This is a genomic window from Vogesella sp. XCS3 (assembly GCF_020616155.1).
GTDB lineage: Bacteria > Pseudomonadota > Gammaproteobacteria > Burkholderiales > Chromobacteriaceae > Vogesella.
This window is the reverse complement of sequence record NZ_CP085530.1, coordinates 3,679,232-3,702,144: the sequence shown is the minus strand read 5'-3', so window position 1 is coordinate 3,702,144 and position 22,913 is coordinate 3,679,232. Positions and strand designations below refer to the sequence as shown.

Here is a 22,913-nt window from a genome sequence, read left to right as displayed (position 1 = left end):
TTCTAAAAAATGGCTTACACCAGCCCCAGCAGGGCCAGCAGCATGTCGATCAGCTTGATGCCGGCAAAGGGCAGCAGCAGGCCGCCCAGGCCGTACACCAGCAGGTTGCGGCGCAGCAGCGCTTCGGCGCCCAGCGCACGGTAGCGCACGCCTTTCAGTGCCAGCGGAATCAGCACCACGATGATCAGCGCGTTGAAGATCACCGCCGACAGCAGCGCCGAGGCCGGGCTGGCCAGCTGCATCACGTTCAGCAAGCCCAGCTGCGGGTAGGTGCCGGCAAAGGCCGCCGGGATGATGGCGAAGTACTTGGCCACGTCGTTGGCCAGGCTGAAGGTGGTCAGCGCGCCGCGCGTCATCAGCATCTGCTTGCCGATTTCCACCACCTGGATCAGCTTGGTGGGGCTGGAGTCGAGGTCCACCATATTGGCGGCCTCGCGCGCGGCCTGGGTGCCGCTGTTCATCGCCACCGCCACGTCGGCCTGCGCCAGCGCCGGGGCGTCGTTGGTGCCGTCGCCGGTCATGGCCACCAGTTGGCCGCGCTGCTGGTAATCGCGGATCAGCGCCAGCTTGTTTTCCGGCGTGGCCTCGGCCAGGAAGTCGTCCACACCCGCTTCGGCGGCGATGGCGGCGGCGGTCAGGCGGTTATCACCGGTCACCATCACCGTCTTGATGCCCATCTGCCGCAGCTGGGCAAAGCGCTGCTTGATGCCGGGCTTCACCACGTCTTTCAGCTCCACCACACCCAGTACGCGGGCGCCTTCGGCCACCACCAGCGGCGTACTGCCACGGCTGGCGATGCCGTCCACCTGCTGTTGCAGGGCCGGGCTGAAGCTGCCGCCCAGCTGCAGCACGTGGCGGCGGATGGCGTCGGCGGCGCCCTTGCGGATCTGGCGCTCGCCCAGGTTGATGCCGGACATGCGCGACTGCGCGGTAAACGGCACAAAGCTGGCGCCGGGCGGTACCAGGCCCTGGTGCAGCGCCTGCAAGGTGCCCTGCCCCAGCTGGCTTTCGCTCAGCACGCCGTCGTGGTGCGGCGCCACAGCGCGGGTTTGCTGCTGCGCCAGCACCACGATGCTCTTGCCTTCCGGCGTATCGTCGGCCAGCGAGGCCAGCCAGGCGGCTTCGGCCAGCGCAGTCTGGGTGCTGCCGGCGGCGGCGATGAAGGCGGCGGCCTGGCGGTTGCCGAAGGTGATGGTGCCGGTCTTGTCCAGCAGCAGCACGTCCACGTCGCCGGCGGCTTCCACCGCGCGGCCGCTGGTGGCGATGACGTTGGCCGCCATCAGCCGGCTCATGCCGGCCACACCGATGGCCGACAGCAGGCCGCCGATGGTGGTGGGGATCAGGCACACCAGCAGCGCCAGCAGCACCGGCAGCGAGATCACCTCGCCGCTGCCGGCGGCGCCCACGCTGTACACCGAGAACGGCAACAGCGTCACCGTCACCATCAGGAACACCAGCGTCAGCGCCAGCAGCAGGATGGTGAGCGCAATCTCGTTGGGCGTCTTGCGGCGCTTGGCGCCTTCCACCATCGCGATCATGCGGTCGATGAAGGTTTCACCGGGGTTCACGCTGACGCGCACCACGATCCAGTCCGACAGCACGCGGGTACCGCCGGTCACCGAGCTGAAGTCGCCGCCCGATTCGCGGATCACCGGCGCCGACTCGCCGGTAATGGCCGACTCGTCCACGCTGGCTATGCCCTCGATGATCTCGCCGTCGCAGGGGATGAGGTCGGTGTGCTGCACCAGCACCACGTCACCCTTGCGCAGGTCGCTGGCGTCCACCACGGTAAAGGCGGCACCGTAGCGCTGCGGTGCGGCCAACTTCTTGGCGATGGTGGCTTTTTTCAGGCTTTTGAGGCTGGCGGCCTGGGCGCGGCTGCGGCCCTCGGCCAATGCCTCGGCAAAGTTGGCAAACAGCACGGTAAACCACAGCCACACGGCAATGCTGCCGGTGAGCCAGGCCGGCGCGTCGCCCTTGCCCTGCAGTGCCATCACCCACAGTACGCTGCACAGCACGCTGCCCAGGTACACCACGAACATCACCGGGTTTTTCAGCTGCTCGCGCAGCGCCAGCTTGCGCACGCTGTCGCGCAGCGCCGGCTTCAGCAGTGCCGGGTCGAACAGCGGCAGGCTGGTTTTGTTATCGCTCATTTTGCTCTCCTGCTTAACGCGCCCAGATCATCAGGTGCTCGGCCACCGGGCCCAGCGCCAGTGCCGGCAGATAGGTCAATGCGCCCACCAGCAGCACGCTGCCGACCAGCAGGCCGATGAACAGGCCGCCGTGGGTGGGCATGCTGCCGCTGGTGGTGGCCAGCGTCTTTTTGGCCGCCAGGCTGCCGGCCAGTGCCAGTACCGGCACGATGACGGCAAAGCGGCCCAGCCACATGGCAATGCCCAGCAGCGCGTTGTAGTACGGGGTGTTGGCCGACAGGCCGGCAAAGGCGCTGCCGTTGTTGTTGGCCGCCGAGCTGAACGCGTACAGCACCTCGCTGAAGCCGTGCGCGCCAGGGTTGGCCAGGCCGGCAAGGCCGGGGGCCAGCAGCACGCTGGCGGCGGTGCCGGCCAGCACCAGCGCCGGGGTGGTGAGGATCACCAGCGCCACCATCTTCATGTCGAACGCCTCGATCTTCTTGCCCAGGTATTCCGGCGTGCGACCCACCATCAGCCCGGCCACGAACACCGCCAGCACGGCAAACACCAGCATGCCGTACAGGCCGGAACCCACTCCGCCAAACACCACCTCGCCCAGCTGCATCAGCCACATCGGCAGCATGCCGCCCAGCGCGGTGAGCGAATCGTGCATGGCGTTCACCGCGCCGCAGCTGGCTGCCGTGGTAACGGTAATGAACAGGCTGCTGGCGGCCATGCCGAAGCGCACTTCCTTGCCTTCCCAGTTGCCGCTGCTGCCGTCCACGCCCAGCGCGGCCAACAGCGGGTTGCCCTGGCTTTCGGCGGCCATCACGCCGCTGGCGCAGGCGATGAAGATCACGCTCATCGCCGCGTACAGCGCCCAGCCCTGGCGACGGTCACCCGCCAGGCGGCCAAAAGCGTGGGTAAGCCCGGCCGGAATCAGGAAGATAGCCAGCATCTGCAGCAGGTTGACGAGCTCGGTGGGGTTTTCGAACGGGTGCGCCGAGTTGGCGTTGAAGAAGCCACCGCCGTTGGTGCCCAGCAGCTTGATGGCTTCCTGCGACGCCACCGGGCCCAGCGCCAGCGTCTGCGCGTGGCCAGCCAGCGCGGTGTAGTCGCTATACGCGGCCAAGGTTTGCGGCACGCCCTGCTGCACGAACACCAGCGCCAGCAGCAGCGACAGCGGCAACAGCAGGTAGACCGACACGCGCAGCACGTCGGCCCAGAAGTTGCCCAGGTCGGTGCTTTCGCGGCGGGTAAAGCCGCGCATCAGCGCAAACGCCACCGCAATGCCGCTGGCGGCGGACAAAAAGTTCTGCACCGCCAGGCCGGCCATCTGGGTGAAATAGCTCATGGTGCTTTCACCGGCGTAGCCCTGCCAGTTGGTGTTGGTGACAAAGCTGATGGCGGTATTGAACGCCGAGCCAGCCTCCACCGCGCCCATGCCTTGCGGGTTGAACGGCAGCACGCCTTGCAGTCGTTGCAGCGCGTACAGCAGCAGCGCGCCCAGCAGGTTGAACACCAGCACCGCCAGCGCGTACTGGCGCCAGCCCATGCCGCTATCGCGGATACCGGCCAGCCGCAGCAGTGCGGCGTCCAGCGCTTGCCAGCGCGGGCTCACTTGCCCTGCGGCCAACGGTGCCAGCCAGGCGCCCATCAGGCGGGCCGACAGCGTCAGCAGCAGCATGAACACAACCAGCAGGCTGTAGAATTGCAGCATCATGGCAGGTCCTCCGCGTGCAACAGGGCATGCACCAGCCAGCCGGCCAGCAGCACGGCCAGGGTGGCCGCAGTCAGGGTAAGCAGGGTCATGACGCCCTCCTGCCGGATAAAGTGTGATAAACGCGCAGCAGGCCGACAGTGCTGCCACACAGCAGCACCAGAGCGCCCAGCCAGATCAGATCTTGCATGATTACCTCGATAAGGGGAGCAACACTGCTACTGTAGGGCGCGCCATCGAAAGATCGTGCTAAATGGTGGCAGCATGGTGTAAACGCGGTATAAAAATGCAAACGCGCCTGACAGCCCCCTGCGACACTATGTCGCAGCCCCTGCGGCCAACGTTTATCGATAATCCGGCCTTTCCTTCCGTTGCCGGAGCCCCGCATGTCTGCCTTTAGCCGCCCCCTGTTGCTGGCCACCCTGTGCCTGCTGCCCGCCACCTCCTTGCTGGCCAAACCGGTGAAGTTCACCGACGTCAGCGGCCGCGAAGTCACCGTGGATGCGCCGGCCAAGCGCGTGGTACTGGGCTTCCACTTTGAAGAATTCACCGCCATTGCCGGCGCCAAGGCGTGGCAGAACGTGGTGGGCATCAGCAAAACCGGCTGGGCCGGCTGGCGCGCCGGCAACTGGGCACGCTATGTAGAAGTGATTCCGCAGCTGAAAGACATGCCGGACGTGGGCTTTACCGACGACAACAGCTTCAGCGCCGAAAAAGTCATCGCGCTGAAACCCGACGTGCTGATCCTGCCGGAGTGGGGCTACAAGGCGCTGGGCCCGGCGGTGGCGCAGCTAAGCGCGGCCGGCATCCCCATCGTGGTGGTGGACTACAACGCGCAAACGCTGGAACGCCACCTGGCCAGCACCCGCGTACTGGGCAAGGTAATGGGCGCCGACAAGCGCGCCGAAGAACTGGCCAGCCTGTACCAGAAGAAATACCAGGACGTGATGGCCCGCGTCACCCGCGCCAAGGCCACCGCCAAGCCCAAAGTGTACGTAGAGCTGGGCCGCGACGGTGCCGATAGCATCGGCAATACCTACCGCGACACCATGTGGGGCCAGATGCTGGACAACCTGGGCGCCGACAATATCGCCAACGGCCGCATTACCGCCAACTGGGGCCCGCTGAACCCGGAAGCGGTGCTGGCGGCCAACCCTGATCACGTCATCATCGCAGGCTCGTCGTGGCAGAACCGCCCCAAGGCGGTAAAGCTGGGCTACGCCTCGGACGACGCCACCGCCCGCGCCACGCTGCAGCCCTACACCAAGCGCGCTGGCTGGGACACGCTGAAAGCCGTGCAGCAACAGCACGTGTACACGCTGGACCACGGCCTGGCGCGCACGCTGGTGGACTACACCGCCATGCAATTCATTGCCAAGCAGCTGTACCCGGCGCAGTTTGCCGACGTGAACCCGGTGGCCGAGCTGCGCCAGTTCCACGAACGCTACCTGCCGGTGAAGTACAGCGGTAGCTGGATGGTGACACTGAAACCGTGAGCACACTGAGCCTGGCGCAACCCGCCGCTCGCCGGCTGGCGCCCGCGCTGGCCATGCTGTTGCTGATGGCCGGCATGTTGCTGTTGTCGCTGCTGCTGGACGTGGCCAGCGGCCCGTCGATGCTGCCGCTGCGCGAAGTGGTTGCCGCGCTGAGCGGTAGCGGCGCCGAGCGCGGCAGCGACGTGATCGTGTGGCAGATCCGCCTGCCGGTGGCGCTGATGGCGCTGCTGGTGGGCGCCGCGCTGGGCCTATCCGGCCTGGTGATGCAGACCGTGCTGCACAACCCGCTGGCCAGCAGCTACACGCTGGGCGTGTCGGCCGGCGCCGGCTTTGGCGCGGCGCTGGTGATCGTGCTGGGCAGCGCGCTGCCGCTGCCGGAAACCGTCGCCGTACCGCTGGCGGCCTTCCTGTTTGCCGGCATAGCCTGCAGCGCGGTGCTGGGCATAGGCCGCGCCAAAGGCGGCCAGGCCGACAGCTACGTGCTGGGCGGCATTGCGCTGCTGTTTTTGTTCCAGGCGCTGCTGTCGCTGCTGCAATACCTGGCCTCACCCGAGGCGCTGCAGGCCATCGTATTCTGGCTGTTCGGCAGCTTGTACAAAGCCAGCTGGCCCAAGCTGGGGCTGGTGGCCGCCGTGCTGGCGCTGTGCCTGCCGCTGCTGCTGCGCGACGCTTGGCGCTTTACCGCGCTGGGGCTGTCGGACGAGCGGGCGCAAAGCCTGGGTGTGAACGTGGCAGCACTGCGTTGGCGCGCGCTGACCATCGTGTCGCTGCTCACCGGCGCGGCGGTGGCCTTTGTCGGCACCATCGGCTTTGTCGGGCTGATCGCGCCGCACATCGCGCGCTTTTTGCTGGGCGAAGACCAGCGCCTGCTGCTGCCCGGCGCCGCGCTGTGCGGCGCGCTGCTGCTGTCGCTGTCGTCGCTGCTGGGCAAATGGCTGTCGCCGGGGGCATTGATTCCGATCGGCATCGTTACCGCCGCCGTCGGCGTGCCGTTTTTCCTGCTGCTGGTGATGCGCAGCAAACCGGGGGCGTGGTAATGCTGCAGGCACAACAACTGAACGTCAGCCTGGGGCGCCAGGCCATCCTGCACGATGTGTCGTTCGAGGCACGGCCGGGCGAAGTCACCGCCCTGCTGGGCCCCAACGGCAGCGGCAAAACCACGCTGCTGAAAACGCTGGCCGGCCTGCTGCCGGCACGCGGCCAACTGCAATGGCAGGGCCAGGCGCTACCGTTGCAGCGCGGCGGCCAGTTGCACGCAGCGTGCGGCTACCTGCCGCAGGACTGCAGCACGCGCAGCCGCCTCAGCGTGACCGAGGCAGTGTTGCTGGGGCAGCTCGGCGCATTGGGCTGGCGCGTCAGCGCCGAACAGCGCACGGCGGTGCAACAACAGTTGGCCGCACTGGGGCTGGGCGCACTGGCCGAACGCCGGCTGTGCGAGCTCAGCGGCGGCCAGCGCCAGATGGTGTTTCTGGCGCAGGTGCTACTGCGCCAGCCCGGCCTGTTGCTACTGGACGAGCCGATCAGCGCGCTGGACCTGCAACACCAGGTGCAGGTGATGCGCAGCGTGCGCGAGCAAACGCAGGCGCGCCAGCTCACCACTGTGGTGGTGCTGCACGACCTGAACGCCGCGCTGGCCTACGCCGACCGCGTGCTGTTGCTGCAGCACGGCCGGCTACTGGCCGCCGGCCCTGCCCGCGACATCCTTACCCCCGCCGTGCTGGCGCCCTTATTCGGCGTGGCCATCCACCAGGCGCATACCACCAGCGGCCACAGCGTGCTGTGCCCGCACAGCGGCTAGCCCCGCACTACCTGCCCCACCCCCCAGCCCGGCCTGCCGCTTGCACGCCGGGTTGCTGCTGTTGGCAGCCGCTGCCATTTGCTGCGATGCGGGAAACCGCACTTGCCAAATAAAATGTTACTGTATAGCATTCCGGTCGATAATAATTCTCGATAAGATTGGAATAACCATGCACCCTCTGCGATCCTCTCTGCTAGCCGGCAGCCTGCTGCTGGCCGCCGGCCTGTGCGCCCAGGCCAAAGCGCTGAACCTGATCGGCCCGTGGGAAATCCACAGCCTGGACCCGTCGTCCAGTAGCGGCATTCTGTTTACCCGCTTGCAGGTAGCCGAAACCCTGGTCGATGCCGATAACGCCGGCACGCTCAAGCCCGGCCTGGCCAGCCGCTGGCAAGCCAGCAGCGACCAGCTAAGCTGGCGCTTCACACTGCGCGACGGCGCGCGCTTTCACGACGGCAGCGCGGTAAGCGCGGCCAACGTGGTGGCGGCGCTGGAAAAAGCACGCAAAAAGCCCGGCATGCTGGAAAACGCCCCCATCAGCGCCATCCGTGCCGACGGCAAGGACGTGGTGGTGGTGCTGAGCAAACCGTTCGCCCCGCTGCCGGCGGTGTTTGCCCACACCCATACCCAGGTGCTGGCCCCGGCGTCGTACGCCGCCGACGGTAGCGTAAAAAGCATCATCGGCAGCGGCCCCTACCGCATCAGCCAGCTGCAGCAGCCGCAACGTGTGAATGTGCAGGCCTTTGCCGGCTGGCAGGGCAAGAAGCCGGCGATTACCGAGGTGGGCTACCAGGCCATCGGCCGCGCCGAAAGCCGCACCCTGATGGCAGAAAGCGGCCAGGCCGACATCGCCTTCGGCCTGGACCCGGTCAGCATTACGCGGCTGCAAGCCAGCCCGCGCGTCAGCATCGTGTCCGCCACCTTGCCACGCGCCATCCAGATCAAGTTCAACGCCGGCCACAAATGGCTGAACACCCCGGCCATGCGCCTGGCCATCAGCCAGAGCCTGAACCGCCAGGCCATTGCCACCGCGCTGCTGCGCGACCCGCAGATGGCGGCCACGCAGCTGTTCCCGCCCAGCATGAAAGCCTGGCACCAGCCTGGGCTGCCGGCGCTGGCCTACCAGCCAGAGCAAGCCCGCCGCAGCTTTGCCGCGCAGGGCTGGAAGCCGGACGCCGACGGCCAGCTGGTACGCAATGGCGAGAAGCTGGCGCTAACACTGCGCACCTACCCAGACCGCCCCGAGCTGCCGCTGATTGCCACCGCGCTGCAGGAACAGCTGCGCCAGGCCGGCATCGCCGTGCAGGTGAAGGTGGGCAACTCCAGCGAGATTCCGGCCGGCCACAAGGACGGCACACTGGAGCTGGCGCTGTACGCGCGCAACTACGCGCTAGTGCCGGACCCGCTGGTCACGCTGCTGGGTGACTTCACCGACGACGGCGCCGACTGGGGCGTGATGAAGTGGCAGCACGCCGTGCTGTCGCAACAGTTGGCCGCACTGGGCCAGGGCGGGCTGAAGCCGGCACAGGCCGCCGCTGCACGGCTGAAAGTGGCCACCATCCTGCAACAGGAGCTGCCGGTGCTGCCGGTAGCCTGGTACCGCCAGAGCGCGGCGGTGAGCAAGGCGCTGCGCGGCGTCAGCCTAGACCCGCAAGAACGCAGCTACCGCCTGAGCGACATGAGCTGGGGCCGCTAAATGGCCGCCATCACGCAACACAGCCTGGCCCGCGTGCTGGGCCAGCGGCTGGTACAGGCGCTGGTGGTGTCGCTGCTGGTGGCCACGCTGTGCTTTGTGCTGGTACAGCATCTGCCGGGTGACATGGCGTTCCGCATTGCTGCCGGCCGCTACGGCTACGACTACGTGGACGCCGCCGCCGCCGACGCCGTGCGGCAAGAGCTGGGGCTGGCGCAACCGGCGTGGCAGCAGTTTGCCCACTGGCTGCAACAGCTGGCGCACGGCCAGCTGGGGCAATCGCTGGTGACCGGCGGCGCGGTGCTGGAGGAAATCGGCCATCACCTGGGCGCCACGCTGCAGCTGGCCGCCGCCAGCGTGGCGCTGGCACTGGGGCTGGGCCTGCCGCTAGGGCTGGCCAGCGGCCTGGCACCCGGCGGCTGGGCCGACCGCCTGACCCTGCTGGCGAGCGTGGCACTGCGGGCGCTACCACCATTTGTGCTGGGCTTGCTGTTGATGCTGGGCCTGTCGGTACAGCTGGGCTGGGTGCCGGCCGCCGGCCACGGCGACAGCGGCAATCTGCTGCTACCGGCGCTGACGCTGGGCCTGGGCCTGTGCGGCCTCACCGCGCGCATCGTGCGCGACAGCGTGCTGGCAGTGGTGCAGTCCGACTACTACCGCTTTGCGCTCACCAAAGGCCTGTCGCCGTGGCGGGCGTTCTGGCGCCACGGCCTGCGCAATATCGGCGTCACCGTGGTGGCTTACGCCGGCGTGCAGCTGGTGCTGCTGATAGAAGGCGTGGTGGTGGTGGAAAGCCTGTTTGCCTGGCCCGGCATCGGCCACGCGCTGGTGCACGCCGTGTTCTGGCGCGATGTGCCGATGATCCAGGGCTGCACCCTGCTGCTGGCCTGGCTGTTCGTGCTGCTCAATACCCTTACCGACCTGTTATGCCTGGCCATCGACCCGCGTGGCCCGGCGGAGCCGTAAATGACTTACCTTGCTTTATTACCCTGGCACCGCCGCCTGGCCTGGCTACTGCTGGGGCTGATCGTGCTGCTGGCGGTGGCCGGCCCCTGGCTGTGGCCGGACCCGGCACGCCAGGACCTGATGCAGTTTCTGGCCAGCCCCAGCCTGGCCGAGCCACTGGGCCGCGACCAGCTGGGCCGCAGCGTGATGGCGCGCGTGGCCAGCGCCACCCGGCTGTCGCTAGGGTTGGCCGCGCTGTGCGTGCTGAGCGCCGCACTGCTGGGCTGCCTGCTGGGCGTGCTGTCCGCCTGGCGCGGCGGCATCACCGATACCGTGCTGCGCGGCGTGGCCGATGGCGTGCTGGCGCTGCCGGGGCTGCTGATCGTGCTGATTTTTTCCGCCATGGCCAAGGGCGGCTTTGTCACCCTGTATCTGGGGCTGGCGCTGGCGCAATGGGTGGAGTACTTCCGCATGACACGGGCGCGCAGCCGGCTGGTACTGGCCAGCCCGCACGTGGAAGCCTCGCGCCTGCTGGGCTTTGGCCCGCTGTACATCGTGCGCCGCCACCTGTGGCCGGAGCTGGCGCCCATGCTGCTGACCATGGCCAGCTTCGGCATGGCCACCGCCATCCTGGCGCTGTCCACACTGGGCTACGTCGGCGTCGGCCTGCAGCCGCCGGCGGCCGAGCTGGGCCTGATGATGACCGAAGCGCTACCGCATTACAGCGAAGCGCCCCGCCTGGTATTGGCACCAGTAGCCGTGCTGGCGCTGACCCTGGCCGCACTGGTGCTGCTACGCCCGCTGGAGATAACACGATGAACAGCCTGCATCTGGACGGCGTGGCCGTCTACCAGCAACAACACTGCCTGCTGCAGGCGCTGGACCTCACCCTGACCCCGGGCGAGGCGCTGACCGTGCTGGGCGAAAGCGGCTCCGGCAAGTCGCTGCTGGCGCACGCCATCATGGGTACCCTGCCCGCCGGCCTGCGCGCCAGTGGCCAGCTGCGGCAGGCTAGCCAGACGTGGCCGCTGGCCGACGCGGCCAACCGCTGCGCGCTATGGGGCGAACAGCTGGCCATCCTGCCGCAAGAGCCCGCCACCGCACTGGACCCCACCATGCGGGTGCTGCCGCAGGTGGCGGAAGGCTGGCGCGGCGCGGCAGGCGGTGCCCACGCCGAAGCGCGCGGCCAACTAGCACGGCTGGGGCTGCAGGCAGCGCAGCGCCATTACCCCCACCAGCTGTCGGGTGGCATGGCGCAGCGGGTGGCGTTTGCCGCCGCCACGCTGGGCGGCGCCGGCTTGCTGCTGGCCGACGAACCCAGCAAAGGGCTGGACAGCCGCGCCTGCGCCACGCTGGCGCAGCTACTGCAACAGCATCTGGCCGACGGCCGCTGCCTGCTTACCATCACCCACGACATCGCGCTGGCGCGCACGCTGGGCGGCCAGGTGCTGGTAATGCGTGGCGGCGAGGTGGTGGAGCACGGCCCGGCCAGCCAGGTACTGCAGCAGCCGCAGCACCCGTACACACAGCAGCTGTTGGCCGCCGAGCCGCAAGCGTGGCCTGCCATCGCCCACCCGGTGCCGGGCGACTGGCTGCTGCAGGGGCGCAGCTTGGCCAAGGCCTACGGCAGCCTGCCGCTGTTCCGCAACGTGGACATCGATATTGCCGCCGGCGAGCGCGTGGCCCTGCTGGCCGACAGCGGTGCCGGCAAAAGCACGCTGGGCAACATCCTGCTGGGGCTGACCCGTGCCGACCACGGCAGCGTGCGCTACCGCGACGGCTTGCCGCGCACCGCGTGGCAAAAGCTGTACCAGGACCCGGTGCAGGCGTTTGCGCCGCACGTAACGCTGCACACCGCGCTGCACGACGTGCTGAAGCACTGCGGCCAACCTTTGGCCAGCCTGGAAACGCTGCTGCACCGGCTGCGCTTGTCGCCCGGCCTGCTGGCGCGCAAGCCATCGCAGGTGTCAGGCGGCGAGCTGCAACGGCTGGCGCTGATCCGCACCCTGCTGCTGCAGCCGGCGTTGCTGTTTGCCGACGAGCCTACCTCGCGGCTGGACCCGCTCACCCAGCAGGACACCGTGCACTGCCTGCTGGACGAGCTGGCGCGCATCGGCTGCGCGCTGCTGCTGGTCACCCACGACCACGCGCTGGCCGGCAAAGCCAGCAGCCGACAGCTACGGCTGTAAAACATGCCAGCATAAAACACTACGCCCCGCCTGCTACCCCAGCGCGGGGCGTAGTGTTTTATGCGGCCAACGCAAAATCTAGCTGTAATATTCTTCACAATTTGTTAAGATTACACCGCTATATTTGATACATAACAATACAAACAACGCGGTTTTTCCCACACACCCAGGGCGACACGCTGCCAGTACAAGGCACCGGCCGCCCTTTGTCATTCAACGAGGCACCCATGTCCCTTAAACAGCGACTCATGCTTTTTGTGGCCATTCTGCTGGCCATCGCCATTGCCGTGCTGTCGGCACTGGCCTACCAGCGCATGCGCGTGGAAATCGTGCGCGGCGTAGAGCAGGAACTGAACGCAGCCATTGCCGGTAATAGCCAGGCACTAGGCCGCTGGGTAGGCCAGCGTGGCGACGCCATCCGCGCCACCGCCGGCCGGCTGGGCAAAGAAGATGCCAGCGCGCCTTACGCCAGCCTGGAGCAAGGCAAGGCCGCCGGCGGTTTCGACCAGATTTTTGCCGGCTACGAAGACAAAGCCATGCATTACGACGACCCGAACCGCCCGCCCAAGCCCGGCTACGACCCCACCGCCCGCCCGTGGTACAAGCTGGCCAGCGAAAAGCGCAGCGTGGTACTGACCCAACCGTATATGTTTGCCAGCCCGGCCAAGCTGGGCGTGACCCTGGCCAGCCCCATCCTGCGTGATGGCCAGCTGGTGGGCGTGGCCGGCGGCGATATCGTGCTGGAAGGCCTGATCGCCGTGGTGAAAGGCATCAAGCTGCGCGGCGACGGCTACGCCTTCCTGGCTACCCGTGAAGGCAATATCGTGGTGCACCCGGCCGAGGGCAGTACGCTGAAACCGGTAAGCGAAGTGATGACCGGCTTTGACACCGGCCTGCTGGCTGCGGCCAACAGCACGCCCCAACTGCACGAGGTCGAGATCGACGGTAAAACCTTCTACGCCGAGCTCGCCGTGGTAGAGGGGACCGACTGGGTACTAGGTACCGTGGCCGAAAAAGACATTCTGCTGGCACCGCTGAACCAGATGCTGATCACGCTGGTGCTGGCCGGCCTGGCCGTGGCCGTGGCCGCCAGCCTGCTGGCCAACGTAGCGCTGAACCGCCTGCTGGCCAACCTGGTACGCCTGCGTGACGCGCTGCTGGACGTGGCCAGCGGCCAGGGCGACCTCACCCACCAGCTGCAGATCGACAGCCGCGATGAAATCGGCCAGACCGCCCAGGCGTTCAACCGCTTCATCGGCAGCCTGCGCCAGATGTTCCTGGAGGTGCGCGAGCACACCGTGTCGCTGAACGGTGGCATCGACGACCTGAACGGCATCACCCGCCAGCTGGCCAGCGACTCGCAGCAGCAGGCCGACGCGTCCAGCGCCACCGCCGCCACCATCGAGCAGATCACCGTCAGCATCAACCACATTGCCAGCAATGCCGGCAGCGCCGAGGAATCGGTAGTACAAACCGGCCATACTTCGCGCCAGTCGGCGCAATCGGTAGGCGAGCTGGCCGATGGCATCGAAGGCATTGCCTGTGCCGTGGGCGAGCTGGCTACCACGCTGGGCGGCCTGGGCCAACGCTCTGCCGAAATGGACCAGATCATCAACGTGATCAAGGACATTGCCGACCAGACCAACCTGCTGGCGCTGAACGCCGCCATTGAAGCGGCCCGCGCCGGCGAAATGGGCCGCGGCTTTGCCGTGGTGGCCGACGAAGTACGCAAGCTGGCCGAACGCACGTCCAAAGCCACGGTAGAGATCGGCCAGCTGATCCACGCCACGCACGAAGACGTGAGTTCGGCGCTGGCCAATATGAACAGCACGCAGCAATCGGTACAGTCCGGCGTGGGCGCGTCGCGCCAGGTCGCTACCGAGATTGCCGGCATCGAGCAGGAGGTTGGCCGCGTGGTGCAAACCATCCGCGACATTGCCGACGCTACCCGCGAGCAGTCTATCGCCACCACCGAAATGGCGCGCGCCGCCGAGGTGGCCAACCACATGGCGATTGAAACCGACCAGGCGGTGCAAAACGCCACCCGCACCGTGAACGACCTGCACCAGCTGTCCAGCCACCTGCACGGCATGGTATCGCGCTTCCGCCTGTAAGCACCCCGCCCCGGCAAGCAACAAGGCCGCAGCATACGCTGCGGCCTTGTGCGTTTTGCCCTCGCGGCCAAGCTGGCCGCTACACCCCGCCTTCGTCTTCCAGCCAGGTGCAGAACTCGGCGCACAGCGGGTCTTCTGCCAGCGCCAGGGGCACCACCCACGAATAGCCGCGTACCCGTACTGCCGGGGCAGGCAGCGCGATCTGCAGCTTGCCGCTGGCTAACAGTTCGTCTATCACCGGCCTGGGCCCCAGCGTGATGCCCATGCCGTCCACCGCCGCCTGCAGCGCCAGGTAGTAGTGATCGAAATGCTGGTTAGCCGCAGGCTGCAGGCCGGGCACGCCAGCCGCGGCCAGCCAGCGCTCCCACGCTACCGGGCGGGTCTCGGAGTGCAGCAAGGTATGCTGCGCCAGCGCGGCAGCATCCGGCAGCGGCTGGCGTGCCAGCAAGGCCGGGCTGGCTACCGGCAGCTCGTGTTCTTCCAGAAAGATGCTGGACACAAAGCCATGCCAGTGGTCGTTGCCACGGCGGATGGCAATGTCGAAATCGGCGTTCTGGTTGTTGATGATGGCGTCGGACGTGGCCAGCCGCAGCTCTACCTCGGGGTGGCGGCGCTGGAACTGCGTCAGCCGGGGCAGCAGCCAGTGCATGGCCAAGGTGGGGGCGGCGTTGATGCGTAATAGCCGTGGCTTCTGGCTTGTGAGTTTTTCGGTGGCATTGACAATGCTGTCGAACGCGGCTTGCACCACCGGCAGATAGTGGCGGCCGGCGTCGGTCAGCCGCAGGCGGCGGCCCAGCCGTTCGAACAGTGCTACGCCCAGCCAGTCTTCCAGCAGCGCTACCTGCCTACTGACGGCACTGTGGGTGACGTGCAGCTGCTCGGCAGCAGCGGTCAGGCTTTGGTAGCGGGCGGCCATTTCAAAGGCGCGCAGCGCGTTGAGCGGCGGGAGCTTGCGGTTCATGCTTGTGAGAATAACGCACAAGCCAAGCCAGAAAAAGCCGTTTGTGCCTGCCGCACGCCGGCCCTACGCTACAGGGTATGGATACCCTGATCATTCCCGACAAAAAAGCGCTGTTTGGCGGCTTTTTCCTCATTGGCCTCAGCGGCTTTGGCGGCGTGCTGCCGCAGGCGCAGCACCAGCTGGTACAGCGCCGCCGCTGGCTGAACGATGCCGAGTTTGCCGAGCTGCTGGCGCTAGGCCAGATCCTGCCCGGGCCCAATATCGTCAATATGGCGGTGGCCATCGGCAGCCGCTTTCACGGTGCGCGCGGCGCGCTGCTGGCGGTGGCCGGCCTGCTGCTGGCGCCGCTGGTGCTGATCCTGCTGCTGGCCACGCTGTATCAGCACTACCAGCAAGCTGCCTGGCTACAGCAACTGCTGGCCGGGCTGGCGCCGGCTGGTATCGGCTTGCTGCTGGGCATGGTGCTGAAGCTGGCCGCTCGCCTGCCTCGGCGCGGCTTGCCGTGGGCGCTGGCGCTGCTCACCTTCGCGGCGGTGGCCGCACTGCAGCTGCCGCTGTGGCTGGTGCTGCTGGTGCTGGCACCGCTGGCGGTGGTCCTGGCCTGGCGTTGGCCGCAACCGGGAGCCTGATATGTTGATCTTTCTGTTTCTGATGTTTATGCAGTTTTCGCTGCTGGCGGTAGGCGGTGCCAACGCCATCGTGCCGGAGCTACACCGCGTGGTGGTATCCGAATTGCGCTGGATGAGCGGCCAGGAGTTTGCCGCGCTGTTTGCGCTGGCGCAGGCGGCACCGGGGCCAAACGTGCTGGTGGTAAGCCTGGTGGGCTGGAAGGTAGCCGGCGTGCCCGGCGCCATCGTCAGCCTGGTCGGCATTTGCCTGCCGTCGTCGCTACTGAGCTTCTGGGTGGCGCGCTGGTGGCAGCAAGCACGCGGCAGCCGGCTGACCACAGCCATCAATAGCGGGCTGGCACCGCTGACGGTGGGGCTGATCGGTGCAGGCGTGGCGATGATGGCGGCCAGCCATCCGCCCTCCCTCACCGGTGGCGCGCTGCTGGCAGTGTGCGCATTGCTGAGCTGGCGCACGCGGCTGAACCCGCTGTGGCTGCTGGCCGCCGGTGCGGCGGCCGGTTTGGGCGGGCTGGTGTAAGCCAGCCACCCATAGCGCAGCATTAAACGGGCAACAAGACAACTTTGCGATAAAACTTGCTATAGAATTGCCGGCCTTTTCCCGCCGTTGTTGCTTGCATGAAAAAGCCGCTTGCCCTGTTGCCCCTGCTTGTTGCCCTGGTTTACGCCGCCGCCGATCACTTCCAGACCCCTGCCGCCCCCACCGCGGCCAACCCCGAGCCCAGCGGCCCGCAAGTAGCCACCCAGTTTGCCGACTGCCCGCAGCTGTTCTACCGCAATACGCCCCCGGCCATCGCCGCCAGTTTGCAGCACGCGCGCGTGCGCGAGCTGTGCTTTGACGATTTTGCCGTGCTGCACGACGGCAATAACCGCACGCCACTGTTTGCCGCCGAAAAGCTGTCGGCGCGCAGCCTGGCCGACGCCGACGAAAAACGCACAGACCGCTTTTACGAAGAGGCGCGCTTGCGCAGCAACGAGCGCGCCACGCTGGCCGACTACCGCGGCAGCGGCTACGACCGCGGCCACATGGCGGCGGCGGCGCAGCGCACCACGCCCGAGGCGATGGCACAAAGTTTCAGCCTGGCCAATATGGTGCCGCAGGTGCCAGAAAATAACCGTGGCGTGTGGGCACGCGCGGTAGAGGCCGCCACCCGCAAATACGTACAGCGCGCCCGTGGCGAGGTGTATGTGTTTACCGGCCCCTACTTCGACCCGCAGCAAGCGCCGCGCTACGCCGGCAAAGTGCGGGTGCCGGATGCGCTATACAAACTGGTGTATGACCCGACAGCAGGCAAGTCGTGGGTGTACTGGGCGGCCAACGCCGACGTAGCCAAGCCGCAAATGCTGGCCTACGACGAGCTGGTGCGCCGCACCGGCATCCGTTTCCTGCCGCAATAAGCCAGGCACACGCGGCAGGGTTGGCCGCAACACCGCCATTTTGTACACGCTTTGTACTGGACAAAATAGGCACCTATTTCTAAGATCAGGGACAATCTTTGTCCTTGCCCCGGTCTGCCATCATGACTTCCGATACTGCCCCCGCTAGCTTGCCTGCCCCCGCCGCTTGGCTGGGGTATGGCGGTGCCCTGCCCTTTGTTAGCCTGGCCGCGCTGTGCTGGCTGCTACCAGCCCATGCCGGCTTCTGGTTCGGCCTGCTGCTGGTGTACGGCGCGGTGATCCTGTCGTTTGTCGGCGCGCTGCACTGGGGCTTTGCCATGACGCTGCCCCAGCTGGATGCCGCCCGCCGCAGCCGCATGATGGCGTGGAGTGTGGTACCGGCGCTGCTGGCCTGGCCCGCTGTGCTGCTACCTGCGGCCCCCGGTGTGGCCACGCTGCTGCTGGGCTATCTGCTGCATTACCTGCAAGACCAGCGCCTGTGCCGCGATGTAGACCTGCCCAGCTGGTACCTGCCGCTACGACTTCACCTCAGCCTGGCCGCCGGCATCAGCCTGCTGGCCGGCGTGCTGGCCATACAGGCTTAAATCATGAGCCGCTACTTCAACAAACTGGCGGGTTTCCAGCGCAGCCCTGCCGGGCTGGAAAGCCGGCTGCTGGCGCTGGCGCCACGCTGCCTGGTGTACGGCACGCTGCTGCTGGGTAGCCCCATCTGCCTGTGGCGGCTGCAACTGTGGCTGTGGCCCGGCAGCCTTAGCGCACAACAGGCGGGCATGGTGGATATCCTGGCCATCAGCTGGCTGATTCTGCTGTGGACGGTGGTGTTTACCGTGGCGCTGGGCGCGTGGATCGTGCGCATCATGAAAGGCCCGGCCTACGTGGCGGATGCCTACCCGCTGGCCGACCACCCACGCCCCGGCAGCCAGACATCACGGCCACAGCATGACTGACCCGGCAAAATCCCGCGCGGTACCCGTTGGCCGCCTGTCGCGGCTGGCGCGCCTTGGCAGCCTGGCAGGCGGCATAGCAGGCGGCATGGTGGCAGAAGGCGCGCGCCGGCTAGCCAGCGGCCAGCGCCCGCAGTGGCAAGACCTGCTGCTGACGCCGGCCAATGCGGCACGCTTTGCCCACCAGCTATCGCAGATGCGCGGCGCGGCCATGAAGATGGGCCAGCTGCTGTCTATGGACGCCGGCGACCTGGTGCCGCCCGCGCTGCGCGACATTCTGGCCACGCTGCGCGAAGACGCGCACACCATGCCGCTAAGCCAGCTGGCAGACGTACTGGAACAGGAATGGGGCGAGGACTGGCAAACACGCTTCAAGCGCTTTTCCTTCCAGCCGGTGGCCGCCGCCTCCATCGGCCAGGTGCACCGCGCCGAGCTGGCCAGCGGCGAAACACTGGCCATCAAGGTGCAATACCCCGGCGTGGCGCGCAGCATTGATAGCGATGTAGACAATGTGGCTAGCCTGCTGCGGCTAAGCGGCCTGCTGCCACCGGGTTTCGACCTGGATACCCTGCTGACCGAAGCCAAGCGCCAGCTGCACCAGGAAGCCGACTACCAGCAGGAAGCGGCCAACCTGCAGCACTACCGCCAGCTGCTGGCCGGCCACGCAGACCTGCTACTGCCGCAAACCGTACCCGAGCTATGCACGCCGCGCATCCTGGCGATGGATTTTATCGACAGCGTGCCCATCACCACGCTGCAACAGGCGCCGCAAGCAGAGCGCGACCGCATTGCCACCCTGCTGTTCGATTTATTACTACGGGAAATTTTCGACTTTGCCTGCCTGCAAAGCGACCCGAACTTTGCCAACTACCGCTACCAGCCGGTTAGCGGCCAACTGGTACTGCTGGATTTCGGTGCCACGCGTCGGCTGGCTGCCGACACCGTGCAGCACTACCGCCGCCTGCTATTGGCCGCACAGGCGCAAGACCGGCAGGCGCTGGGCGAAGCCGCCACCGCGCTGGGTTACTTTCCGCAGCAGGTGTCGGCGCGGCATTACGACGAGGTAATGGCCATCTTCCTGCTAGCCTGCGAGCCGCTGCGCCACGCCGGTGCTTACGATTTTGGCAACAGTACGCTGGCCGCCCGCATGCGCGACGCTGGCTGGGCCATGCGCCACGAGCGCGACGCCTGGCACACGCCGCCGGTGGACGCGCTGTTTCTGCACCGCAAGGTGGCCGGGCTGTACCTGCTGGCCGCACGGCTACAGGCGCGGGTGGATATTGCCGCGCTGTTTGCGCGCTACGCGCTATAGGGGCAGACGCGGTACATCGCTCAGCCCGTACTGGCGCGCCAGCACGGCTACCACCAGCTCGTGGTCGGCGCGCTGCGCCAGGCCAGACACCCCTACCGAACCGATGCAACCCACCCCGGCCACGCGCAGCGGAAAGCTGCCGCCGTGGCTGGCGTAATCGCGCTCTGGTAGCGCGCTGCGCTCGGCCAGGGTCTTGCCTTTGAGCTGGCAGGCCAGCCCCACGGCGTAGGAGCTTTGCTGAAAGTGCTGCACCACATTGTGTTTGCGCCGCAGCCAGTCGTCGTTGGCAGGCGTGGCACCTGGCAGCATGCTGAAAAACAGGCGCTGCTGGTTCACCGTAATGGCAATGGCCACCGGCGCCTGCTGTGCCAGCGCCTGCGTGCGCAGCGCCACCCCCAGCTGCCAGGCGTCGTTTTCATCAAAATGCGGCAATACCAGCATGGCTTCCTGGCGGGCAACCAGGGCGAGTTCGTCTTGTAGCAACATGGGGGGTCCTTGGAAGGCGGGGTTAGCCAGTATGCCGCAGCCTGCGCCCAGGGTCATGGCGGCCGTGAGCGCAGCGCGCCCTTCAGGCCGGTACCGCCAGAATCACGCTGGACGCCTTGAACAGCGCACTGGCCGGCTGCCCCACCGCCAGCGCCAGGGTGTCGCAGCTGTCGTGGGTGACCACCGCGGCGACGCTGCTGCCACCTGGCAGGGCGATCACCACCTCGGTATTGACTGCGCCGGGCTGGATACGCGCGATCTCGCCGTGCAGCTGGTTGCGCGCCGAAAAGCGCGCGCTACCGGCGTCGCTCACCAGCATGATGGACGATGCTTTCACCAGCGCCAGCGCCTGCGCCCCCGGCTGCAAGCCCAGGCCCAGCACGCTGTCGTGGGTAACAATGGCCACAATGCGCTGGCCGGCCGGGGTCAGCAGCGTCACTTCGTCGTTCACTGCGCCGTGTTTTACCGCCTCGACGGTACCGGCAAACTGGTTGCGTGCGCTGGTTCTCATGGCCATCTTCCTTATCAGTACGTAGTCGTCGGCCAGCGCGGGCGCCTGGGTGGCCAGGCTGTGGACAAAGCGCTGGTGCTCGGCCTGCAGGGTATGAAAGTTGTGCAATAGCTGCTCGCCACGCGCCGTAAGCTGCGTGCCGCCGCCGCCCTTGCCGCCGGCCAGGCGCGCCACCAGCGGCTCGCCCGCCAGGTTGTTCATGGTGTCGATAGCATCCCACGCCGCCTTGTAGCTCATACCCGCCGCCTTGGCAGCACGGGTGATGGAGCCGCAGGCGGCAATCTGCGCCAGCAGGGCCATGCGGTCGGCGCCGCCCAGCGGCTGGCCGTCTATGGTCATCCACAGGCTACCTTGTAGCTGGATGGTTTTATCAGTCATGGCGGAGCGGTGCCTCGGGAAAGGTGGCCAGGTTGGCCGCATGGGCCTGGCCGTCGCGCAGCTCGAATACCTGCTGGCCAAACAGGGCCACGTCTTGTTCGTCGTGGGTAATCAATACCAGCGGGATCTGCACCTGCGCCAGCAGGGCCAACAAGGTCTGGCGCATATCGTGGCGCAGCGCCGGGTCCAGCGCGGCAAAGGGCTCGTCCAGCAACAAGGCGCCCGGCTTGGCCACCAGCGCCCGCGCCAGCGCCACACGCTGGCGCTGGCCGCCGGACAGCTCGCCCGGCAGCTGCTGCGCCATGGCCGCCAGGCCAAAGGTGTGCAGCCAGTGCTCGACTTCGTCGTGCTGCGCAGTGGTACTCGGGTTCAGCCAGCCGCGCACCAGGCCAAAGGCCACGTTTTGCCGCACGGTCAGGTGGGGAAACAGCGCGTAGTCCTGAAACAGATAGCCCAGCTGCCGCGCCTGCGGCGTCAGGTTAACCCCGCCGGGCTGCGAAAACAGCAGCCGCCCGCCCAGGCGGATATGGCCGCTGTCTGGCGTCATCAGGCCGGCAATCGCTTTAAGGGTGAGGCTTTTGCCCGCACCGGACTGGCCAAACAGCACGGTGTGCTGGCTGGCGGACTGCAGCTGTACGTTCAGCTCAAAGCGGCGTTTGCCGGTATGCAGGGTTTTCTGGATGGCAATATCAAGCATGCGGCCCCCTAGCGCTGCGCTACCCGGCCGGGAGCCAGGTAGCCTGCGGCCAACAGTACGCTGATGCACACAGCGGAGATCACGCCGACCAGCAGGTTGGCCACATCGTCCTGCCCGGCCTGCACGGCTTCGTATACGGCAATCGACAGCGTCTGGGTTTTGCCAGGAATGCTGCCTGCCACCATCAGCGTGGCGCCAAACTCGCCCAGCGCACGGGCAAAGGCCAGCAGGACACCGGCCAGAATGCCGCGCCAGGCCAGCGGCAGGGTAATGCGGAAAAACACCGCCAGGCGGCTGATACCCAGCACCTGCGCCGCCTGCTCCAGCTGGCCGTCTACCGCCTCGAAGGCAGCCCGCGCTGGCTTGAATACCAGCGGAAACGCCACCACCGCGGCCGCGATAACCGCGCCCTGCCAGCTGAAAATCAGGTTAATGCCCCACTGCGCCTGCAGCCAGCCACCCAACGCGCCTTGCCTGCCCAGCAACACCAGCAGGTAATAGCCCAGCACGGTAGGCGGCAGCACCATGGGCAGGGTCAGCAGCGTGTCCAGCACATCGCGCCCAGGAAAACGCCCGCGCGCCAGCACAAAACCGGTAGCCACGCCCGCGAGCGCCGCCAGCACGGTGGCCAGGCCCGCTACCTTCAGCGATAGCGCCAGCGCCACCCAGACCGCATCCATGCCTGCCATCACTCAGGGCTTCTGAAAGCCGTAGCGCGCCAGAATGGCCTGCCCCGCGGGGGATAACACGTAATCGATAAAGCTTTTGGCCTCGCGCGGGTTGGCCGCAGCGGTGGTAGCCGCAATGGGGTAGCGGATAGCGCTATCCAGCGGCACGGTAAACGCTACTTTTACCTTGTCGGCCATCTGCCGGGCATCGGTGGCGTACACAAAACCGGCGTCCACCTCGCCACGCGCCACGTAGTCCAGCGACTGGCGCACATTCAGGGTGTTCACCGCCTTGGCACTCACCGCCGGCCACAGCCTGGCCGCCTCCAGCGCGTCCTGCGTATAGCGCCCTACCGGCACGCTGGCCGGGTTGCCTATCGCCACCTTGCCGTAAGCCGGCTGGGCCAGCTCGGCCAGGCTTTTGGGAGCCAGCTTGCTGCCCGCCGGTACCACCAGCACCAGGGTATTGCGCACAAAGTCGCGGCGGCTGGCTGGCTGGATCAGCCCCTGTTTGGCGGCCTGGTCCAGGGTTTCCTGGTCGGCCGAGGCCAGCACATCCACCGGCGCGCCTTTGGCCAGCTGCTGCAGCAGCGCGCCAGAGGCGGCAAAATTCAGCTGTACCTTGCTACCGGGGTACTGCGCCTCGAAACTCTGCGCCACGTCTTTGAAAGCATTAGTCAGGCTGGAGGCTGCCGATACGGTTATCTCGCCGGCCAGCGCCATGCTGCAGGCCAGGCTCAGGCCCATGCTGGCTACCAGGGTATGAATGCGCGTCATCTTGCCTTGCTCCGCGTCGGGAAATCGAGGCGCTATATAAGCACGTATATAGCGATGGGCGCAATACGCCA

The 22,913-nt window shown here is 66.9% G+C and carries 22 protein-coding genes; 14 read left to right on the top strand and 8 right to left on the bottom strand.

Annotated elements, in window-relative coordinates:
- Window positions 1-14 precede the first annotated feature (14 nt).
- Together kdpB and kdpA are read right to left on the bottom strand one after the other, a co-directional pair.
- Entirely contained in the window at window positions 15-2,153 is a 2,139-nt protein-coding gene (kdpB, locus tag LCH97_RS17700; RefSeq protein ID WP_227302789.1) for a potassium-transporting ATPase subunit KdpB, read from the bottom strand.
- Window positions 2,154-2,166: 13 nt separating this feature from the next.
- The gene (kdpA, locus tag LCH97_RS17695; protein WP_227302788.1) at window positions 2,167-3,855 is read right to left on the bottom strand and encodes a potassium-transporting ATPase subunit KdpA; all 1,689 of its coding nucleotides are present in this window, start codon (window positions 3,853-3,855) and stop codon (window positions 2,167-2,169) included.
- 383 nt (window positions 3,856-4,238) lie between these two features.
- On the opposite strand from kdpA, the gene LCH97_RS17690 reads away from it, so the two are divergent.
- From LCH97_RS17690 to LCH97_RS17655, 8 genes are all read left to right on the top strand, one after another.
- Window positions 4,239-5,348: an ABC transporter substrate-binding protein gene (locus tag LCH97_RS17690; protein WP_227302787.1), complete on the top strand. Its 1,110-nt coding sequence runs from the start codon at window positions 4,239-4,241 to the stop codon at window positions 5,346-5,348.
- A complete protein-coding gene (locus LCH97_RS17685; protein WP_227302786.1) occupies window positions 5,345-6,385 on the top strand; it encodes an iron ABC transporter permease in 1,041 nt (346 codons plus the stop codon). Before LCH97_RS17690 ends, LCH97_RS17685 begins: the two co-directional genes overlap by 4 nt.
- The gene (locus LCH97_RS17680; RefSeq protein WP_227302785.1) at window positions 6,385-7,146 is read left to right on the top strand and encodes an ABC transporter ATP-binding protein; all 762 of its coding nucleotides are present in this window, start codon (window positions 6,385-6,387) and stop codon (window positions 7,144-7,146) included. Before LCH97_RS17685 ends, LCH97_RS17680 begins: the two co-directional genes overlap by 1 nt.
- 169 nt (window positions 7,147-7,315) lie before the next feature.
- Window positions 7,316-8,839 carry an ABC transporter substrate-binding protein gene (locus LCH97_RS17675; RefSeq protein WP_227302784.1) on the top strand — a complete coding sequence of 508 codons (1,524 nt, stop codon included), beginning with the start codon at window positions 7,316-7,318 and terminating at the stop codon, window positions 8,837-8,839.
- A complete protein-coding gene (locus tag LCH97_RS17670; RefSeq protein ID WP_227302783.1) occupies window positions 8,840-9,802 on the top strand; it encodes an ABC transporter permease in 963 nt (320 codons plus the stop codon).
- Window positions 9,803-10,600 (top strand): ABC transporter permease, encoded by a 798-nt coding sequence (locus LCH97_RS17665; protein ID WP_227302782.1) that lies wholly within the window; start codon window positions 9,803-9,805, stop codon window positions 10,598-10,600.
- Window positions 10,597-11,970 carry an ABC transporter ATP-binding protein gene (locus tag LCH97_RS17660; protein ID WP_227302781.1) on the top strand — a complete coding sequence of 458 codons (1,374 nt, stop codon included), beginning with the start codon at window positions 10,597-10,599 and terminating at the stop codon, window positions 11,968-11,970. The genes LCH97_RS17665 and LCH97_RS17660 overlap by 4 nt, the downstream gene beginning before the upstream one ends.
- 227 nt (window positions 11,971-12,197) lie before the next feature.
- Complete coding sequence (locus LCH97_RS17655) at window positions 12,198-14,084, top strand: methyl-accepting chemotaxis protein (RefSeq protein WP_227302780.1); 1,887 nt, start codon at window positions 12,198-12,200, stop codon at window positions 14,082-14,084.
- A 79-nt stretch (window positions 14,085-14,163) separates the two neighbouring features.
- On the opposite strand, the gene gcvA is transcribed toward LCH97_RS17655, so the two are convergent.
- Window positions 14,164-15,045 (bottom strand): transcriptional regulator GcvA, encoded by an 882-nt coding sequence (gcvA, locus tag LCH97_RS17650; RefSeq protein WP_227302779.1) that lies wholly within the window; start codon window positions 15,043-15,045, stop codon window positions 14,164-14,166.
- A 77-nt stretch (window positions 15,046-15,122) separates the two neighbouring features.
- Between gcvA and LCH97_RS17645 the strand changes: the two genes are divergently transcribed.
- The 6 genes from LCH97_RS17645 to LCH97_RS17620 all read left to right on the top strand — a co-directional run bounded on the left by LCH97_RS17645 (window position 15,123) and on the right by LCH97_RS17620 (window position 19,325).
- Complete coding sequence (locus LCH97_RS17645) at window positions 15,123-15,674, top strand: chromate transporter (protein ID WP_227302778.1); 552 nt, start codon at window positions 15,123-15,125, stop codon at window positions 15,672-15,674.
- 1 nt (window position 15,675) lies between these two features.
- Window positions 15,676-16,191 (top strand): chromate transporter, encoded by a 516-nt coding sequence (locus LCH97_RS17640; RefSeq protein ID WP_227302777.1) that lies wholly within the window; start codon window positions 15,676-15,678, stop codon window positions 16,189-16,191.
- 98 nt (window positions 16,192-16,289) lie between these two features.
- A complete protein-coding gene (locus LCH97_RS17635; RefSeq protein ID WP_227302776.1) occupies window positions 16,290-17,069 on the top strand; it encodes a DNA/RNA non-specific endonuclease in 780 nt (259 codons plus the stop codon).
- Between the two features lie 122 nt (window positions 17,070-17,191).
- A complete protein-coding gene (locus tag LCH97_RS17630) occupies window positions 17,192-17,653 on the top strand; it encodes a DUF3429 domain-containing protein (RefSeq protein ID WP_227302775.1) in 462 nt (153 codons plus the stop codon).
- A gap of 3 nt (window positions 17,654-17,656) precedes the next feature.
- Entirely contained in the window at window positions 17,657-18,016 is a 360-nt protein-coding gene (locus LCH97_RS17625) for a hypothetical protein (protein ID WP_227302774.1), read from the top strand.
- The gene (locus LCH97_RS17620; RefSeq protein ID WP_227302773.1) at window positions 18,009-19,325 is read left to right on the top strand and encodes an AarF/ABC1/UbiB kinase family protein; all 1,317 of its coding nucleotides are present in this window, start codon (window positions 18,009-18,011) and stop codon (window positions 19,323-19,325) included. The genes LCH97_RS17625 and LCH97_RS17620 overlap by 8 nt, the downstream gene beginning before the upstream one ends.
- Here the strand turns inward: LCH97_RS17620 and LCH97_RS17615 are convergent.
- The 5 genes from LCH97_RS17615 to modA all read right to left on the bottom strand — a co-directional run bounded on the left by LCH97_RS17615 (window position 19,320) and on the right by modA (window position 22,842).
- Window positions 19,320-19,811 (bottom strand): heme-degrading domain-containing protein, encoded by a 492-nt coding sequence (locus LCH97_RS17615; protein ID WP_227302772.1) that lies wholly within the window; start codon window positions 19,809-19,811, stop codon window positions 19,320-19,322. The genes LCH97_RS17620 and LCH97_RS17615 overlap by 6 nt on opposite strands.
- Before the next feature lie 82 nt (window positions 19,812-19,893).
- Window positions 19,894-20,700 carry a TOBE domain-containing protein gene (locus LCH97_RS17610; RefSeq protein WP_227302771.1) on the bottom strand — a complete coding sequence of 269 codons (807 nt, stop codon included), beginning with the start codon at window positions 20,698-20,700 and terminating at the stop codon, window positions 19,894-19,896.
- On the bottom strand, window positions 20,693-21,397 hold the full coding sequence (locus tag LCH97_RS17605; RefSeq protein ID WP_227302770.1) for a sulfate/molybdate ABC transporter ATP-binding protein: 705 nt from the start codon (window positions 21,395-21,397) through the stop codon (window positions 20,693-20,695). Before LCH97_RS17605 ends, LCH97_RS17610 begins: the two co-directional genes overlap by 8 nt.
- An 8-nt stretch (window positions 21,398-21,405) precedes the next feature.
- Window positions 21,406-22,077 (bottom strand): molybdate ABC transporter permease subunit, encoded by a 672-nt coding sequence (gene modB / locus LCH97_RS17600; protein WP_227305429.1) that lies wholly within the window; start codon window positions 22,075-22,077, stop codon window positions 21,406-21,408.
- A 12-nt stretch (window positions 22,078-22,089) separates the two neighbouring features.
- A complete protein-coding gene (gene modA, locus LCH97_RS17595; protein WP_227302769.1) occupies window positions 22,090-22,842 on the bottom strand; it encodes a molybdate ABC transporter substrate-binding protein in 753 nt (250 codons plus the stop codon).
- Window positions 22,843-22,913 lie beyond the last annotated feature (71 nt).

What these genes read in the sequence shown, in the direction of transcription:
- LCH97_RS17640 (WP_227302777.1), top strand. Translation starts at nt 15,676, where the DNA reads ATGTTGATCTTTCTGTTTCTGATGTTTATGCAGTTTTCGCTGCTGGCG.
- LCH97_RS17610 (WP_227302771.1), bottom strand. Translation starts at nt 20,700, where the DNA reads ATGACTGATAAAACCATCCAGCTACAAGGTAGCCTGTGGATGACCATA.
- LCH97_RS17680 (WP_227302785.1), top strand. Translation starts at nt 6,385, where the DNA reads ATGCTGCAGGCACAACAACTGAACGTCAGCCTGGGGCGCCAGGCCATC.
- modA (WP_227302769.1), bottom strand. Translation starts at nt 22,842, where the DNA reads ATGACGCGCATTCATACCCTGGTAGCCAGCATGGGCCTGAGCCTGGCC.
- LCH97_RS17675 (WP_227302784.1), top strand. Translation starts at nt 7,316, where the DNA reads ATGCACCCTCTGCGATCCTCTCTGCTAGCCGGCAGCCTGCTGCTGGCC.
- kdpB (WP_227302789.1), bottom strand. Translation starts at nt 2,153, where the DNA reads ATGAGCGATAACAAAACCAGCCTGCCGCTGTTCGACCCGGCACTGCTG.
- LCH97_RS17615 (WP_227302772.1), bottom strand. Translation starts at nt 19,811, where the DNA reads ATGTTGCTACAAGACGAACTCGCCCTGGTTGCCCGCCAGGAAGCCATG.
- LCH97_RS17635 (WP_227302776.1), top strand. Translation starts at nt 16,290, where the DNA reads ATGAAAAAGCCGCTTGCCCTGTTGCCCCTGCTTGTTGCCCTGGTTTAC.
- LCH97_RS17665 (WP_227302782.1), top strand. Translation starts at nt 9,803, where the DNA reads ATGACTTACCTTGCTTTATTACCCTGGCACCGCCGCCTGGCCTGGCTA.
- LCH97_RS17625 (WP_227302774.1), top strand. Translation starts at nt 17,657, where the DNA reads ATGAGCCGCTACTTCAACAAACTGGCGGGTTTCCAGCGCAGCCCTGCC.
- gcvA (WP_227302779.1), bottom strand. Translation starts at nt 15,045, where the DNA reads ATGAACCGCAAGCTCCCGCCGCTCAACGCGCTGCGCGCCTTTGAAATG.
- LCH97_RS17690 (WP_227302787.1), top strand. Translation starts at nt 4,239, where the DNA reads ATGTCTGCCTTTAGCCGCCCCCTGTTGCTGGCCACCCTGTGCCTGCTG.
- kdpA (WP_227302788.1), bottom strand. Translation starts at nt 3,855, where the DNA reads ATGATGCTGCAATTCTACAGCCTGCTGGTTGTGTTCATGCTGCTGCTG.
- LCH97_RS17645 (WP_227302778.1), top strand. Translation starts at nt 15,123, where the DNA reads ATGGATACCCTGATCATTCCCGACAAAAAAGCGCTGTTTGGCGGCTTT.
- LCH97_RS17605 (WP_227302770.1), bottom strand. Translation starts at nt 21,397, where the DNA reads ATGCTTGATATTGCCATCCAGAAAACCCTGCATACCGGCAAACGCCGC.
- LCH97_RS17655 (WP_227302780.1), top strand. Translation starts at nt 12,198, where the DNA reads ATGTCCCTTAAACAGCGACTCATGCTTTTTGTGGCCATTCTGCTGGCC.
- LCH97_RS17620 (WP_227302773.1), top strand. Translation starts at nt 18,009, where the DNA reads ATGACTGACCCGGCAAAATCCCGCGCGGTACCCGTTGGCCGCCTGTCG.
- LCH97_RS17630 (WP_227302775.1), top strand. Translation starts at nt 17,192, where the DNA reads ATGACTTCCGATACTGCCCCCGCTAGCTTGCCTGCCCCCGCCGCTTGG.
- modB (WP_227305429.1), bottom strand. Translation starts at nt 22,077, where the DNA reads ATGGATGCGGTCTGGGTGGCGCTGGCGCTATCGCTGAAGGTAGCGGGC.
- LCH97_RS17670 (WP_227302783.1), top strand. Translation starts at nt 8,840, where the DNA reads ATGGCCGCCATCACGCAACACAGCCTGGCCCGCGTGCTGGGCCAGCGG.
- LCH97_RS17660 (WP_227302781.1), top strand. Translation starts at nt 10,597, where the DNA reads ATGAACAGCCTGCATCTGGACGGCGTGGCCGTCTACCAGCAACAACAC.